Source organism: Geobacillus stearothermophilus ATCC 12980 (genome assembly GCF_030369615.1).
Classification (GTDB): Bacteria; Bacillota; Bacilli; order Bacillales; family Anoxybacillaceae; genus Geobacillus; species Geobacillus stearothermophilus.
This window is the reverse complement of sequence record NZ_CP128494.1, coordinates 1253038-1267987: the sequence shown is the minus strand read 5'-3', so window position 1 is coordinate 1267987 and position 14950 is coordinate 1253038. Positions and strand designations below refer to the sequence as shown.

Annotated in this window: 15 protein-coding genes and 2 pseudogenes; 6 read left to right on the top strand and 11 right to left on the bottom strand. The window is 53.0% G+C overall.

The annotated features are described in order from the left end of the window. Positions 1-153: 153 nt before the first annotated feature. Genes QSJ10_RS06705 through QSJ10_RS06695 form a run of 3 tightly spaced genes read left to right on the top strand, consistent with a single transcriptional unit; the run spans position 154 to position 2498 of the window. Entirely contained in the window at positions 154-408 is a 255-nt protein-coding gene (locus QSJ10_RS06705; protein WP_053532501.1) for a FeoA family protein, read from the top strand. Beyond that, the gene (locus QSJ10_RS06700; protein ID WP_033016595.1) at positions 401-1135 is read left to right on the top strand and encodes a FeoB small GTPase domain-containing protein; all 735 of its coding nucleotides are present in this window, start codon (positions 401-403) and stop codon (positions 1133-1135) included. Before QSJ10_RS06705 ends, QSJ10_RS06700 begins: the two co-directional genes overlap by 8 nt. Next, positions 1104-2498: a nucleoside recognition domain-containing protein gene (locus QSJ10_RS06695; protein ID WP_049625323.1), complete on the top strand. Its 1395-nt coding sequence runs from the start codon at positions 1104-1106 to the stop codon at positions 2496-2498. The genes QSJ10_RS06700 and QSJ10_RS06695 overlap by 32 nt, the downstream gene beginning before the upstream one ends. Before the next feature lie 249 nt (positions 2499-2747). Here the strand turns inward: QSJ10_RS06695 and QSJ10_RS06690 are convergent, their stop codons facing one another. The 6 genes and pseudogenes from QSJ10_RS06690 to QSJ10_RS06660 form a co-directional block, all read right to left on the bottom strand. After that, positions 2748-3374, bottom strand: a complete 627-nt coding sequence (locus QSJ10_RS06690) for a histidine phosphatase family protein (RefSeq protein WP_049625324.1) — start codon at positions 3372-3374, stop codon at positions 2748-2750. Positions 3375-3550: 176 nt separating this feature from the next. Next, positions 3551-4005, bottom strand: a pseudogene (locus tag QSJ10_RS06685) (GNAT family N-acetyltransferase). 56 nt (positions 4006-4061) lie between these two features. Then, complete coding sequence (locus tag QSJ10_RS06675; RefSeq protein ID WP_053532503.1) at positions 4062-4361, bottom strand: DUF5634 family protein; 300 nt, start codon at positions 4359-4361, stop codon at positions 4062-4064. Between the two features lie 77 nt (positions 4362-4438). Continuing rightward, positions 4439-6418, bottom strand: coding sequence for a putative bifunctional diguanylate cyclase/phosphodiesterase (locus QSJ10_RS06670; protein WP_053532529.1), 1980 nt, complete (start codon positions 6416-6418; stop codon positions 4439-4441). A gap of 134 nt (positions 6419-6552) precedes the next feature. Beyond that, positions 6553-7290: an IucA/IucC family C-terminal-domain containing protein gene (locus tag QSJ10_RS06665; protein ID WP_053532505.1), complete on the bottom strand. Its 738-nt coding sequence runs from the start codon at positions 7288-7290 to the stop codon at positions 6553-6555. After that, positions 7290-7934: pseudogene (locus QSJ10_RS06660) on the bottom strand (ABC transporter ATP-binding protein); the annotation flags it as partial. The pseudogene QSJ10_RS06660 and the gene QSJ10_RS06665, both read right to left, overlap by 1 nt. Positions 7935-8236: 302 nt before the next feature. On the opposite strand from QSJ10_RS06660, the gene QSJ10_RS06655 reads away from it, so the two are divergent. Together QSJ10_RS06655 and QSJ10_RS06650 are read left to right on the top strand one after the other, a co-directional pair. Then, on the top strand, positions 8237-9208 hold the full coding sequence (locus tag QSJ10_RS06655; RefSeq protein WP_053532507.1) for an ABC transporter substrate-binding protein: 972 nt from the start codon (positions 8237-8239) through the stop codon (positions 9206-9208). 230 nt (positions 9209-9438) lie between these two features. Then, positions 9439-9909: a PCYCGC motif-containing (lipo)protein gene (locus QSJ10_RS06650; protein WP_375153654.1), complete on the top strand. Its 471-nt coding sequence runs from the start codon at positions 9439-9441 to the stop codon at positions 9907-9909. Between the two features lie 171 nt (positions 9910-10080). Here the strand turns inward: QSJ10_RS06650 and QSJ10_RS06645 are convergent, their stop codons facing one another. From QSJ10_RS06645 to QSJ10_RS06625, 5 genes are all read right to left on the bottom strand, one after another. Further along, positions 10081-10809, bottom strand: a complete 729-nt coding sequence (locus tag QSJ10_RS06645) for a 3'-5' exonuclease (protein WP_033016587.1) — start codon at positions 10807-10809, stop codon at positions 10081-10083. Continuing rightward, on the bottom strand, positions 10802-11854 hold the full coding sequence (locus tag QSJ10_RS06640) for a DUF294 nucleotidyltransferase-like domain-containing protein (protein ID WP_033016586.1): 1053 nt from the start codon (positions 11852-11854) through the stop codon (positions 10802-10804). The genes QSJ10_RS06645 and QSJ10_RS06640 overlap by 8 nt, the downstream gene beginning before the upstream one ends. Before the next feature lie 17 nt (positions 11855-11871). Continuing rightward, positions 11872-13173 carry an ammonium transporter gene (locus tag QSJ10_RS06635; protein WP_033016584.1) on the bottom strand — a complete coding sequence of 434 codons (1302 nt, stop codon included), beginning with the start codon at positions 13171-13173 and terminating at the stop codon, positions 11872-11874. A 175-nt stretch (positions 13174-13348) separates the two neighbouring features. After that, on the bottom strand, positions 13349-13756 hold the full coding sequence (locus tag QSJ10_RS06630; RefSeq protein ID WP_033016603.1) for a VWA-like domain-containing protein: 408 nt from the start codon (positions 13754-13756) through the stop codon (positions 13349-13351). A 170-nt stretch (positions 13757-13926) separates the two neighbouring features. Beyond that, entirely contained in the window at positions 13927-14121 is a 195-nt protein-coding gene (locus tag QSJ10_RS06625; protein ID WP_011230946.1) for a YozQ family protein, read from the bottom strand. A 304-nt stretch (positions 14122-14425) separates the two neighbouring features. Between QSJ10_RS06625 and QSJ10_RS06620 the strand changes: the two genes are divergently transcribed. Further along, positions 14426-14935, top strand: a complete 510-nt coding sequence (locus QSJ10_RS06620) for a YndM family protein (protein WP_053532515.1) — start codon at positions 14426-14428, stop codon at positions 14933-14935. Positions 14936-14950: the final 15 nt, after the last annotated feature.

Here is a 14950-nt window from a genome sequence, read left to right as displayed (position 1 = left end):
GTTTTGAATAGTTGTTGGTTCGACAACTCTGTCAGAAAAAGATGAAACGAATTTGTTGACAACAGCGAGGCAACTGGAATATGATAAATTCAAAAGTTGGTCTAATCCAAAAAAATGTCCTTAACAAAAAATATTAACTGGAGGGAAACTTTTATGGCAAAAGCAAAATACTGCTGCCTCTCCGATATGAAACCGGGCGATCGATTTCGCATCGAAAAGGTTGATGTTCCTGATCCTATGTTAAAAAGGCGGTTGCTTGATTTGGGATTTGTACCCGGCGGGGAAGTGAAGGTGGGACAAAGAAGCCCGCTTGGCGACCCGACCGCCTATCGCGTTTGTGGCACGACGATCGCATTAAGGAAAGAAGAAAGCGACTATATTTACGGGGAGAAGATCCACCATGACTGATATGACGTATACGATTGCCTTAATGGGAAATCCGAACACCGGCAAAAGCACGTTGTTCAATGTCTTAACGGGCCTGCGCCAACATACCGGCAACTGGCCCGGGAAAACGGTCACTCATGCCGAAGGAGAATGCCGCCACCGCGGCGCATTGTACCGGATCGTCGACTTGCCGGGAACGTATTCGCTCTATTCCAATTCAGCCGATGAAGAGGTGGCGCGCGATTTTCTTCTGTTTCAACGTCCTGACGTCACGGTCGTTGTCGTCGATGCGACGGCATTAGAACGCAACTTGAATCTAGCGCTTCAAGTATTGGAAATGACCGACCGCGTCATTATCGCTATCAATTTGATGGATGAAGCGAAAAAGAAAGGCATTCATATCAATACAAAAAAATTAGCCGTCAAACTCGGCGTGCCGGTCGTGCCGATCTCGGCCCGCAACCGGGAAGGAATCGATGCACTGCTTGATACAGTGGATGCCATGGCGCATGGCCGCATCAACACCACCCCGCTTTCCATCCGGTACAGCCCGGAAATCGAACGAGGCATTGCCAAACTTCTTCCACTCGTGAAAGACGTGATGGGAGACACGTATCCTGCTCGCTGGATCGCTCTTCGTCTCCTTGACGGTGATGCATCGCTGCTTCAAGCGCTGAAACAACCGCCGCAACCATTGATCAAGGAGGGGAACGCGTATGCCTGCTGCGGATCTGTCAAATCAGTTTGACCAGCTCATGAACGAAGCCAAGTCATTAGCACCGGCTGACACGCGTGAACAGATCGTGTCTGCCATTTTCCAAACGTCCGCTGCGCTTTCTCAAGAATGTGTCACGCATACAGCGGTCGCAAAACGTGATCGAACGGAACAAATTGACCGGATCGTCACGTCGAAGCGGTGGGGATTTCCCATTATGCTGGCGCTTCTCGCCGCTGTCCTGTACATGACGATCGCCGGCGCCAACGTATTTTCCGATTCGCTCGCCCGCTTGTTCGGAACGATCGAAACGTATCTCACCATGGCCTTTCAAGCGATTCACGCCCCCGACTGGTTGCACGGCCTCATTGTACTTGGCCTATACCGCGGCACGGCTTGGGTCGTCAGCGTGATGCTGCCGCCGATGGCGATTTTCTTTCCCGTATTCGCGTTGCTCGAAAATTATGGCTACTTGCCGCGTGTCGCCTTTAACATGGATCGCTTGTTTAAAAAAGCGGGGGCGCATGGCAAACAATCACTGACGATGGCCATGGGCTTCGGCTGCAACGCGGCGGCCATCATGTCGACGCGCATTATCGAATCACCGCGCGAACGAATGCTGGCCATTTTGACCAACAACTTCGTCCCCTGCAATGGACGTTGGCCAACGCTGATCCTGCTTTCCTCCTTATTTATGGCAGCCGGCTATACAGGCGGATGGAACACGTTCGTGACAGCAGGTGTGGTCGTCGCCATGGTGTTGTTTGGCATCGTCGTCACGTTGACCGTTTCATGGGTCTTATCCAAGACGGCCTTGCGCGGCATTCCGACCCATTACACGCTGGAGCTGCCGCCGTACCGACGCCCGAAAATCATGGAGACGATCATCCGGACCACCCTCGACAAATCGCTCTATGTGCTGAAACGGGCGGTAACGGTTGCGGCGCCGGCCGGCATTCTGACATGGGTGCTCGGCAACGTTCACGTGGGAGATACGACCGTGCTGGCGTATTTAGCCGACTGGCTTGACCCATTTGCCAAAGCATTGGGATTGGATGGCTACATTTTGATGGCGTTCATTTTAGGCTTGCCAGCCAATGAAATTGTCGTGCCGATTTTGCTGATGGGCTATTTATCCGCGGGGGCGCTCATCGAAGCCGATGGTCTGCATTCTCTTAAACAACTTTTGCTCGACCACAGCTGGACGTGGCTCACCGCCCTTAATATGATGCTGTTTTCCCTGCTTCACTACCCATGCGGCACGACGCTCGTCAACATTTACAAAGAAACGAAAAGCGCAAAATGGACGTTCGTCGCCTTTGCCTTGCCGACAGCGATTGCCATTGCGGTCACCTTTACGACCGCACAGCTAGCGAGATGGCTCGGGCTCGTATAAACGGCGCAGCCCCGCTTCCCGATCGAGGAAAACGGGGCTGTTTTTTTGGATAACTAGACTTGATAAGAAAAAGCAGTTCTTCACCAAACGTTGTACTGGAAGGCGCCCACTCATAGCTTTCATCCATTTCTTGAATCATGAATGAGGATGCATGATGGCGCAAGAAACCGATCCGCTTGGCCAAGCGCATATTATGGCGATGAACCGAAGAAACAGCGCCGCCTCCAATTCTCCATCCTTCTTCCCTATCTATACTTCCTTGACTTCTTCTAGATGGGAAACATCGCCTTCCACAACCAGGCGAAACACGTCCGCATTCACCTCCACAATCGTCACGCTCGTGCCGTACATATACGGCGGCGCCCACAGCTGGTCAAGCGGCGCGCCCTTGAACGCCGCCATAAGCGTTTTCAGCACAACGCCGTGAGTGACGATTAACACCGTTTCTCCCTCGTGCCGCTCGATGATGCGCCGCACCGCTTCAAGCGCCCGCTGCTGCACGTCGCAAAACCGCTCGCCTCGCCTTGGAGCGTACAGATGGGGCGCGTTCCAAAAATGATCGAACCCAGTCGGATCCATTTGCCGAATCTCGTCATGCGTCTTGCCTTCCCAATCGCCAAGTTGAATCTCTCGCAGCCGCTCGTCTTGATAGATCGGAATGAGCCGCCCGCCGCGGACGAGCTCGGCCGTTTCCAGCGCCCGGCCGCTTGTGCTTGTGTAAATCGCGGCCAATTCCACCGCTTCAAGCCGCTTTCCAAGCCGCATGGCGTCTTGCCGCCCTTTTTCCGTGAGCGGCGAGTCTTGCCATCCTTGCATCCGCTTTTCGACGTTCCACTTCGTTTCCCCATGTCTGGTCAAATACAAGGTTGTCCCCATGTGTTCCTTTGCTTCTCCTCTCTATTCATCTATCGATCATTCAACCGCCCGCTCAGGCAAACGAAACGCAACAGATCCGCTTTTCATCTCTGCTTGAGCGCCTTTCGGCAGCACTGCCATTGGATCTGTATGGCCAAGATCGGCATTATGCACAACTGAAAACTCACACCCGCTTGTCATCCGCTTCGTTTCACGAGTTTCAGTAACTCGATTTTTTCTGGTGTTTCGATGCGCTCGATGGCGCGAAACCCATGGCGTTCGTAAAAGCAAATGGCCGGCGCGTTGCCGCTTCCGGTCGTCACGACGATCTCGCTGATCGACGGTTCTTGCTTGATGACAAAGTCAAGCAACGTGCTGGCGATCCCTTGGCGGAAAAAATCCGGGTCGACCATCAGCCGGCAAAGGTGAAGCGTCGGGCCGCTTCGCTCATAGGCGATCGCCCCAACGAGCCATTCGCCTTGAAAATAGCCAAAAAAGCGATCGCTGCATCGTTGCAGAGAAGCGATCGCATCGTGAAGCGGCGGAAGCGCTGTGCTGCCGATGAGCTGCGCCTCGATCGCATACGCCGCCGCTGCAGGCGTAGCACCATAGCGGCCATTTTTTCATCTGCTATGCGGAGTTCCGCAATCATGCTCCTCTCTCCCCTTCCGTCAGCCAAAAAAGCGGCCGAGCTGGGCCGCCTGCTTGTTAATGGATGATTTCTTTCATCGCCTCTTGCAGCGAATGAAAGCCTTTTTTCTCCCGACCGTCTTTTCGAACGGTCCATTCCTGCTTCTCAAGCGCCAGTTCACCGCGTTCGTTTTTGACAAACGGCATGTGAATGGTGATCATCTCGTCATTTTTGTTGATCGTATAACCGATATAATAGCGATTGCCTTCACCATGCTCTTCAAAAATGCCGACTTGGTCGAGGCCATACGCTTCCATCATCGGCTCAAGCGTGTCGATAAACTCGTCGATCACGACGCTTCTTGGCACAAATTCCATCTTCGTTTCCTCCTCTTTGCCCATGCTCAATGTTAGTGTGCGGCAAAACGAGGAAAAGAATGAACGGAAAAGATCGGCTACGCCGGCGGTTCGCCGCAAGCGTTGCGGTTGTGTTCTTCTAGCCATTGTTGCAGCTTTTCCGCTTCAAGCGAACGGCTGAAATAAAATCCTTGCGCGTAGTCGCAATCCATTTGCGACAGAAGCGCCACTTGCGACTCCGTCTCGACTCCCTCCGCCAACACTTCAATATCCAAACTTTTGGCTAAATGAATGATCGTATCGACAATCGTCGCATCTTTCGAATTTTCCGCAATGCCTTGAATAAAACTGCGATCAATTTTCAACAGCGACACCGGCAAATTGCGGATATACGCGAGCGAAGAGAAACCGGTGCCAAAGTCATCGATCGCCGCCTGTACACCAAGTCGCTGCAGTTCGGTTAAAATGTGTCTTCCTGTCTCAATGTTTTCCATCAGCCCGCTTTCTGTCACTTCTAAAATGAGCCGATCAGGCGCTAGCCCCGTCTCGCGCAAAATGCGCTTCACATGCTCGACAAGTTCGGGGCGGTTGAGCAAAAACGGCGATAAATTGACCGCTAACTTCAGTCTGGGAAATTTTCTTTCCCATTCTTTCACTTGGCGGCACGCCCGTTCCAACACCCATAGCGTAATTTCAAAAATAAAGCCGCTCTCTTCAGCCAGCGGGATGAAATCAAGCGGCGGAATGTCGCCAAGCGCCGGGTGGCGCCAGCGCAACAGCGCCTCAACGCCCATTGCCCGGCCTTTGGCAAGCCTCACTTTCGGCTGATAGCATAAATAAAACTGCCCGCGCATAACGGCAAACGGCAAATCTTGCTCGATCACCGCCTGCCGATGCTCGGTCGGGCGGTAAAAGGCATAGCCGTTCCGCCCCCGCTCTTTCACTTCGTACAACGCTTGATCAGCGTATTTCATCACTTGCTCGATCCGATCGCTGTCTTTCGGGAAAAAAGCGATGCCGATCGATAAAGTCGATTGGATGAGCTGTTTGTCGTAATAAAACGGCTCGTGAAACGAACTGACAAGCCGCTCGGCCAAGGCGGTCATCTCCGTTTTCGTGATGTTTGGCAACAAGAGAACAAACTCATCGCCGCCGATGCGGGCAAAAAAGTCGCCGGGACGCAACGCCCGCTCGACGCGCTTGACCGCCTCGCGCAAAAAGTAATCGCCGGCTTGATGGGAAAAATGATCGTTGATCCATTTGAATTTGTCAAAATCCAAATAGCAAAGGGCAAACGGCGTCTGACTCGCGATCAGCTCATGAATATGCCGCTCGAAATAGCTGCGGTTGGCGATGCCGGTAAGCGAATCGAAGTAGGAAAGCTGACAGAGCTTCTCTTCATACCGTTTCCGCTCGCTGATGTTTTTCACGGTTACAATGACGCAATCCAATGCCCCTGCCTCGTCGAGAATCGCCTCCCCTTGCGCTTCGACCCAAATCCATTCGCCCTGCTCCCCTTGTTTGCGAAACTCTGCAGCTTGCGTTTCATATGTATCGTACAGCTCAGCCAGTTTTTGCGCCACCGCCGGCGCATCATCCGGATGGACAAACGCCAGCACATCTTTGTACGTTATCGGATGGCGCTCATCCGTTTTGTGTTTCCACGACGGCGGAATGTACGCCAACTCACCGTGGCGGGAAAAAATCAATACATAATCGCTCGAATGTTCGACGATCAGCTGCAAGCGCCTTTCCGCTTCGGCCAGCCGCTCCTGCAGCCCGCTCTCTTCCGCTTGACGGCGCAGGACGCATAAGACGGCGGCCGTCTGTCCGTTTTCACCGATGATCGGCGACACCCCCGCAACCAATAAGCCGCCAAGCAACTCCCAGCGAAAGGCAGCCGGGCGCTGTTTCACCCGTTCAACCAACGCCCGTCCTTCGACGGACAGCGTCCTCTGTACTTCTTCACTCAGCGCCAAGCCGGCAAAAGCCGGATTGTTGTAAATGATCACGCCTTGCAAATTCAAGATGACCACTGCTTCTGTGAAGTGATGGAAAAAGGCCGTATATTTGTCCATGCAATTGCTACCTCGCCGTTTCACCAAAATAAGCGATGTCCACACTTCCATTTTCACGAAAATCACGGCAAAAATCAACAAATTTCGCAAACATTTTGTCAAAAATATGGAACTGCCCACCGGCGGCCTTCCGGTCACCCGGTTTGCCGCTGGCGGGCTTTGAGTGGGCACGTTTGGCAGCATGTCCCCCCGTTGGTTTGCACGTATAGGCAGCACGTTGTCCGCTGCATGCCGCTCGCGCCTTTCCAAAAGCGACGGAGCGGATTGTCTTTTTGGCCAAACAGGCGGCCGTCTGCGTCATAAACAAGGAAATAAAAATCATCGCGCAGCCGGTCGGCGACCGGAGCAAGCGACTCATCCTCAAGCCAACGTTCATATACCCAGTACACATAAATCGCGACATTTTCCCATAAGATGAGCGGCGATACACGCGTCAGGCGCCGCAACCGGACGATGAGCGGAGCGAACAAGCCGGCGAACACGTCGCGAACGGCCTGCTCGCGCCAACCGCTGCGCTCAATGCCGCACATCTCCGCTTCCGGCGGCGCAAGGCAAAAGCGCGGCATCCACATTTCCCCTTCGCCGTCCGTATCAAGCCAAATTCGCTCAGGATCGAGCACAAGCCGCTTGTTCCACACCGACATGGCGTATAAGGCCATCGGCGCCAAAAAGCTTAGGCGCTTGACGAGCATCGAAGCGGCAACCGCGTCGTTTGCCGCCCCCATCTCGGCGCGGACGTGCGCCACATACTTCGCGAGCTGCCCGTCATCATTCAGCAGCCGGGCCAACAACATCGATGACGAGACATCAGCAGCTTCGCTCGAAAAACGGTACGTTTCCAACGCTTTCACTTCTTCTTCACTTAACCTCATCACGATACGCCTTCTTTCTGTAGAATGCGCCGCCCTTTGCCGTACGGAATGCAAAGCGGAGTGCCAAAGAGCGGATCGTACGTAATTTGACAGTCCATTTGGAACACATCTTTCACGAGCTGGTGGGAAATGACATCCTCCGGCTTCCCTTCGGCGTACACCGTTTTGTTGCGAATGGCGACGAGATGATGCGCATAGCGGCACGCCAAATTTAAATCGTGAAGCACCATGACGATCGTCCGCTGTTCTGTTGCATTGAGTTCGAACAATAAATCCAAAATATCAATTTGATGCGCCAAATCTAAGTAAGTGGTCGGCTCGTCAAGCAAGATGATGTCCGTTTCTTGCGCCAGCGTCATGGCAATCCATGCGCGCTGGCGCTGGCCGCCGGACAGCGAATCAACCGGCCGCTCGGCAAGCTCTGTCAGTCCTGTTGCTGACAAAGCGCGCGCAACGGCGCGCTCATCTTCGTCGCTCCATTGCTTGAGCCACGTTTGATATGGGTAACGCCCTTGCTTGACGAGCTGAAGGACCGTCAATCCTTCCGGAGCCACAGGCGACTGCGGCAAAATGGCCAAACGGCGGGCGATTTCCTTGGTCGGCTGCTTGGCAATCTCTTTTCCATCAAGCAAGACAGCGCCGCCTGCCGCCAACTCGTATCGGTATATCCGCAAACGATGCTCATCCACATGGCGGCAAGCAGCACAATCAGCAAACCGATAAGGCCAACCATTTTTTGACGGTTTGTCGCCAGCATCTCTGAGATCTCCCTTGCTTCATTCTCTATATCTCTATCGTCAAGTCTATTTGATAATGAATCTCATCGTCAATATTTTTTTCGCATTTTCTTATGATTTTTTATTTATAGTTGACAATGATTCTCAATCTTATTTATTTATCAACGTAAATGAAATTCATTATCAAATACAAAGGGGGGGATTGGCTAGTGAAATCACGACATCTCACCCTTTTTTCCGCCTTCATTCTTTCTCTCCTGCTTCTCGCGGGCTGCGGCGGAAAACAGGAAGAAACAGCCAAACCAGCGGAAAACAATGGGGCGAAAGCGGAAGTGAGCTACACGGTCGAACACGCCATGGGCCCGACCGAAATCAAAGGAACACCCAAACGGGTCGTCATTTTGACGAACGAAGGAACAGAAGCGTTGCTGGCGCTAGGCATAAAGCCGGTCGGCGCCGTCAAATCGTGGACGGGCGATCCGTGGTACGACCATATTAAAGATAAAATGGAAGGCGTCAAAGAGCTCGGTTTGGAGTCAGAGCCGAACGTGGAAGCGATCGACGCCTTGAAACCGGATTTGATCATCGGCAACAAAATGCGCCATGAAAAAATTTACGAACAACTGAAACAAATCGCCCCGACCGTGTTCTCAGAAACGCTGCGCGGCAACTGGAAAGACAACTTTATGCTGTATGCGAAAGCTGTGAACCAAGAGGAAAAAGGGAAACAAATCATTGCTGAATATGACAAACGCATTGAAGACTTAAAAGCAAAACTCGGCGACAAGTTAAACATGAAAGTCTCGATCGTCCGCTTTATGGCCGGTGACGTGCGCATTTACCATAAAGACTCGTTCTCCGGCGTCATTTTGGATCAACTTGGCTTCGCCCGCCCGGAATCGCAAAACGTAAACGACTTTGCGGAAACCGGCGTGACGAAAGAACGCATTCCAGCAATGGATGGCGACATCCTGTTCTACTTTACATATGAGACGGGGGACGGCAAAGCGAGCGAACTTGAAAAAGAATGGATCAACGACCCACTCTTTCAAAACTTAAACGTCGCGAAACAAGGCAAGGTGTACAAAGTGAGCGACACGATTTGGAACACGGCTGGCGGAGTACTTGCGGCCCACTTGATGTTGGATGATATTGAAAAATATTTTCTGCAAGGCCAGTAATGCAGTGAAAGGCGATGCAAAGCCTCTTCTTCCTTTGCATCGTCTTCTTTTTTTCTTATGAAAACGCACTGCCTTGATCAGTCATTTTTATGCTGGAATGGTGAGCGCAGCGCGCCTAGCTACAAGATGGTTGCCGCCCAAGACAAAGTATGATACATTCAAACTGTCAATAACCGAGCCAGGAAACGACCAAAAAGAAAGGAAGAAGAAATTTGAGACGTCCAGTATGGATGGCGGCATGTATGTTGTCGTTTAGCGTTCTTCTGTCAGGATGCGCAGATGGCAACAGCCAAGAACAAAGCCATTCGCATATAACGAAAACCGCCACTGGCGATATTCGCGAAACAACAAAATCGATCGAGCATTTGCCAAGCTTTTTGAGCGCGTTTGAAGAAGAGATGGCGGTCTTGTACCAACAGGCTGCTGAACACCGCGAGCTGCTTGAGAATATCCCTTGCTATTGCGGCTGCGGGCAATCAGCTGGCCATAAGAACAGTTATGACTGCTTTGTCTATGAAACTAAAGAAGACGGCTCGGTCGTCTGGGATGATCATGCGACCAAATGCGGCGTCTGCTTGGAGATCGCCGCTGAATCGATCGCCGCTTACGATCAAGGGAAATCGATCAAAGACATTCGGCATATGATCGATGAAAAATATAAAGAAGGCTACGCCGAACCGACGCCGACCAAACCGCTCTAATACCAGCAAAAAAAGCGCCAAACTTAGCGCTTTTTTTCGTTCAGCCGATGCCCTAGGCCAAAACGACATTGATCCTGTAAAATCAACTCTTTGTTCACGGCGAACTCGATCGCTTGGCGAACAATGACCATTCTCCACCAACCTTCCAGTCCTCTGCCCTGCCTAGGAGCGTCAGTGGCGGCTGAGCGCGGCGTACAGATCATGCAGCGTGTCGATGCCGCGCTGGCGGAATTCATCGAGCAAAATCGCCCATAGCTTTGCCATCGCTTCGACGTCGCCATCCGCCGTATGGCGGCGCGGGCAACAGATGCCGTAACAAGCTAACGCATCGTCAAACGTCGGGCACGAATGGCCGATCAGCGTCATCATCGGCTGCAAGTCAAGAAATCGTCCGCTCCATTTTTGCCGATAATGGCGCCAAAGGGCATGGCGCAAAAACGCCAAATCATGGCCGATATGATAGCCGACTAAAACGCCTGTGGCAATAAACGGCACAAACGTGCGCAGCGCCTCGGCAAGCGGCGGAGCGAACACCACATCCTTCGCCTCAATGCCGGTCAAGGCGGAGATGTGTTGCGGGATCGGCTTTTCCGGCTTGACGAGCGTCATGTACATATCGGTCACGGCTCCTCCGACCGTTTTCGCTGCCGCCATGGCCAAAATTTCATCGCCTTGCTCCGGGGAAAAGCCGGTCGTTTCCATATCGATGATGACAAACGGGATGTCAGTCAAACGGTCATGCCAATTGATGATGTGCTGTTTTTCCTTTTGCAGCGAGCGAAGCCATGTTTCCTGTTGCAGCGAATGGTCATGCCCAAATAAGGCGGATGATGCCTCGCGCGGAACGCCAAGCGACAACAAGCGGAGCGCCCGCTGCCAAAAACGGTGCCGCTCATGCATGAATGCGAGCCACCTGCCGGGCGACAAAGCGCTGCAACCGTTTTGCGGTGCGCATCGCTTGCTTCAGCTGCTTTTGCTCTGTCCGCTCAAGCGTCCGCCATAACACATATTCACGACCATCCCTCGCCTCGGTGCTGTACTTGAGACGAATCGAATAGTAAACAGACAGCGCCTCGCCAACGGCGGTGGAAAGCGGTGCCGTCAATACGCCCGCCGCCTCAAGCGCCCGCCGCCGCTCTGCCGTGTCCGCCGCTGGGACTTGAGCAAAACAGGCTAACCATTTTAAGGCGTTGGCGAGTTGCACGTAGCCGCTTTGTTTCATATGAACGGCCCCACTATGCGGCCCCCATCGCTCCGTTTGCACGTTACCCAGCCAACCGAGCGGAACCGGAGGGAATTGAACGTGCTCCCCCATGCGCGCCAACAGCGGCGGCCGTTTGGCCACCGCTGAAAACAACATCCTCCTGCCCTCCTCAGCCAATCTCAGCTCGCCATAAAGCGGACGCATATCCATCGCGATCAACAAAAAACGAATGTCGTTCGGCCACCCGCTTTCGAAATAGGAAGAAAGTTGTTGCTCCCAACCGCGGACCGACTGCGCCCACCGCTTGTTCGTCGCCATCACGTAACCGGAGCAGTACGGATACCCAGCCTCATGCAACATGTCCACCCCAATCGCCGCCATATGGCGGATGAATTCATAACAATCCGCCTCCACTTCCTCGGGACAGTCGAATAAAACGCCGTGATCCTGATCCGTCCAGATCGTCGGCTCACGCCGGCCGATGCTTCCCATCACATACCAGCACCACGCCGAGGGACGAATGCCGACCGACTGTTTCATCGTCTCCCGCTCCGCAAGGAAAAACGCGCGGCGAAGGATGGCTTCATGCACACAAACGATGTCGCTTGCAAGCTGCTCCATTTGTTCAAGCGTCAAACAGCGCCGCAGTTCACGCGCCAGTTCATCATGACAAAAACGAAGTTCGGCGGCCGACTCGGCTGCACTTAGCCGTTCGGCCACCTTTTCCGCCAACGATTCCACCTCCTTTTCCCCCTTGGCTATTGCTGGGCAGCTGTCTTCGGCTGATACGCGGGATCGAGCTGTTCCGGATAGCCATAAGAGCCGTGCTCGCTAATATCAAGACCTGAAATTTCTTGTTCCGCCGTCACACGCAGTCCGATCGTTTTCTTCATGGCATATAAGATGATAAACGAAACGGCAGCGACATACACCGCAGCGCCGAGCACCCCGACCGTTTGCACAATCAGCTGATCAAATCCGCCGCCGTAAAACAGTCCGGCCTTCCCGATGCCCGTGATCTCGACTAAACGCGGCGAAGCGAAAAACCCAGTTGAAATCGTGCCGATAATGCCGGCAATGCCGTGGACGGAAAAGGCGTAAATTGGATCATCAATCCCTTTGCGTTCGAAGTAGATGGACGTCCAGAACGTGAACGATCCCGCCACTGCACCGATGATGACCGCCGCCCACGGTTCGACGAACGCGCACGCCGCTGTAATGGCAACCAATGCCGCCAACACACCGTTGACCATCGTCGGAATGTCCGCTTTGCCGACCAAAATTTTCGCCGTCACAATCGCAGCGACCGCCCCCGCCGCAGCAGCCAAGTTCGTCGTCAAGGCCACATAGCCGAAAAATCCGTCGCCAACCGCCATCGTGCTGCCAGCGTTAAAGCCGAACCAGCCGATCCATAAAATCAATCCGCCAATGACTGTATACACTTGGTTATGCCCCGGAATGACGTTTGGCGTCTTGTCTTTATTGAACTTGCCGATGCGCGGGCCAAGCAAGACCGTGGCGATGAGCGCCGCAATCGCGCCTTGCAAGTGGACAACGGTTGAACCAGCGAAATCTTGCATCCCGAGTTGCCCGAGCCAGCCGCCGCCCCACACCCAATGGCCGATCACCGGGTAAATGGCGATCGTAAAAATCGTGCCAAAAAGAAAATAAACAGACAGCTTCGCCCGCTCAGCGAAGCCGCCCCAAGCGATGGCCAGCGACACGCCGGCAAAGCCGAGCTGGAATAAAAATTTGAGCTCGAGCGGCACATTCGCCCACGACAACGAGTCAAACGTTCCTTTTCCTTCTTTTAAAAACCATCCTTCCGTCCCGATGAAGCTATTCCCAGCCCCAAACGTAATCGCAAAGCCGAACGCCCAAAACGCCAATGAGGCGATAGCAAAGCTTAAAATTTGTTTGCCAGCCACATGCCCGGAGTTTTTCATGCGCGTTGATCCGGCCTCAAGCAAAGCAAACCCTGCCTGCATGCCGATGACGAGCACCGCCGAAAGCATGACCCAGAGGGCATCCAGCCCAAGCGTCAACGTTTTTTCATCCATTTTACGCATCCCCCTTTTGTCATTTATCATCCCTTTTATATGTAATAATATATGACATAAAACAACCAAAAGCAACGTGTGTTTTTGGTTGCAATCGGTTTCAAACGCAAAAAGTTTGTTAAATTTCTTAACAAAAAAAGAATGCCTCTCATCACGAGGGGCATTCCTCACAGTGTTACGCCACACGAATGGGCTTGCCAAACGGCACGCGCGGCATATAATCGTCCGGCACAAGCCAAAACACTTCATAGTTGACTTCGAGTTCTTCATAAAAATAGCCGGTTACATCGGTGATGTAAAACAACGTATCGATTTTTTGCGCAGCGGCCCATTCCAGCACTTCGGTGTACGACGATTTCCCGTGCTTGAAATATTTAATCGTCGCCACGCCAACCGGAGAGACATCGCGAATTTTAAAATCCGCTTGGACGAGCAGCGTGTCCGGGCGCAGCTTTTCAAACAGCTTCACAATGTTTTGAATGAGCATTGGCCGCTCCGGACGGTTTGATGTGTCGATCGCCAACGCGATGGAATGGTCTTTCCGCTCTTTGAGCAACGCCAATAAAGCCCGCTGCCATCTCACGATGATCATCCCCCTTATATCGGTGAATCGCCGTGCGCACTACTAGTATAGACGACGATGGGGGAAAGTACGAACTGTTTTTCTTTCCTTTTACCCTTTCATTTCTCACCGATGGACAGCCTTAGCCATCAGCGGAAACGCCAAAGAGCGAATCCTTGGCGTTTCGGCTTTTACTCCGGCGGGGACAGGGGAATGTCTGGCGCGTTTTCTTGCTCGACCGCCGCCTCGATCGTCCCTTCCGCGTAGACGTCGCTTACTTGTTCATGCGTCTCGGCCAACCCGGCGCCGAGAGCCGCGGCTGACTTGTAATCAGACGGATCATACTGGCGCCCGGCCACCTCAAGCGATTGTTTGTTCTCTGCCATTCGCTTTCCTCCCTGTTCACATCGTTCATTATATTAATGTGAAACAGGGATGAAAAATAAAAAGAGGAAGTTTATGGATAATACATGTATACATCATGTATATATCAAGACAAATGCGGCAAACTAACGGTAAACAACCAAAAGAGAGGATGATGGCCAATGAGACAGCCACAACAAAACGACAGCTTGGAGCAGCAACGAAAAAAACAACAGCCGGCAAAAAATATGGAAAAGCAACCGGGGTACGGAGATAAAAAATTAGAGGGCCCGAACTCCCCTGCAGAGTGAAGGCGGCGGCGCAAAGATGAGACATTTGCTCGCATTGGCGCTGAAGTATTTGCTGACGGCTACCGTGATGTTCGCCATTTTGCCGTTGTTTTTGCGCATATCGTCCGCGGAACTATTATGGTTCAGCCTTTGGCTGACGCTAGTCGCCTACGCGCTCGGCGATTTGTATGTCTTGCCGCGCCTCGGCAACGTCTCGGCGACGATCGCCGATTTCGGCCTAGTGTTTGTCGCTACTTGGATCGGCGTTGGCGCGTTTTATGACGGTGCAGGGGGCACTATGATCAATGCGGCCTTTTTCTCGGCCTTGCTTGCCGCATTAGGGGAGCTGTTGTTCCATGGCTATGTGTTGCGTTTTGTCATCGGCCAACATGGCGAGGAAGGGGTGCCGCTGATCGGCCGCCAGTGGCAGACGGAAGCGGCGGAAGAGTTTGACATCCGCACCACCCGCCCCGATGGCCGCGAAGACGAACGGGTGGACGACGAAGACCGGCCGAAGCAAGAACCGCCCAACCCCCCGATTTTGTAGGCGAGGAGGCCGCCT

Excerpts from the sequence above, each read along its gene's own strand:
- QSJ10_RS06670 (WP_053532529.1), bottom strand. The coding sequence starts at position 6,418 with ATGGACAAATATACGGCCTTTTTCCATCACTTCACAGAAGCAGTGGTC.
- QSJ10_RS06695 (WP_049625323.1), top strand. The coding sequence starts at position 1,104 with ATGCCTGCTGCGGATCTGTCAAATCAGTTTGACCAGCTCATGAACGAA.
- QSJ10_RS06665 (WP_053532505.1), bottom strand. The coding sequence starts at position 7,290 with ATGAGGTTAAGTGAAGAAGAAGTGAAAGCGTTGGAAACGTACCGTTTT.
- QSJ10_RS06700 (WP_033016595.1), top strand. The coding sequence starts at position 401 with ATGACTGATATGACGTATACGATTGCCTTAATGGGAAATCCGAACACC.
- QSJ10_RS06705 (WP_053532501.1), top strand. The coding sequence starts at position 154 with ATGGCAAAAGCAAAATACTGCTGCCTCTCCGATATGAAACCGGGCGAT.
- QSJ10_RS06675 (WP_053532503.1), bottom strand. The coding sequence starts at position 4,361 with ATGGAATTTGTGCCAAGAAGCGTCGTGATCGACGAGTTTATCGACACG.
- QSJ10_RS06650 (WP_375153654.1), top strand. The coding sequence starts at position 9,439 with ATGGCGGCATGTATGTTGTCGTTTAGCGTTCTTCTGTCAGGATGCGCA.
- QSJ10_RS06625 (WP_011230946.1), bottom strand. The coding sequence starts at position 14,121 with ATGGCAGAGAACAAACAATCGCTTGAGGTGGCCGGGCGCCAGTATGAT.
- QSJ10_RS06645 (WP_033016587.1), bottom strand. The coding sequence starts at position 10,809 with ATGCATGAGCGGCACCGTTTTTGGCAGCGGGCGCTCCGCTTGTTGTCG.
- QSJ10_RS06635 (WP_033016584.1), bottom strand. The coding sequence starts at position 13,173 with ATGGATGAAAAAACGTTGACGCTTGGGCTGGATGCCCTCTGGGTCATG.
- QSJ10_RS06620 (WP_053532515.1), top strand. The coding sequence starts at position 14,426 with ATGAGACATTTGCTCGCATTGGCGCTGAAGTATTTGCTGACGGCTACC.
- QSJ10_RS06690 (WP_049625324.1), bottom strand. The coding sequence starts at position 3,374 with ATGGGGACAACCTTGTATTTGACCAGACATGGGGAAACGAAGTGGAAC.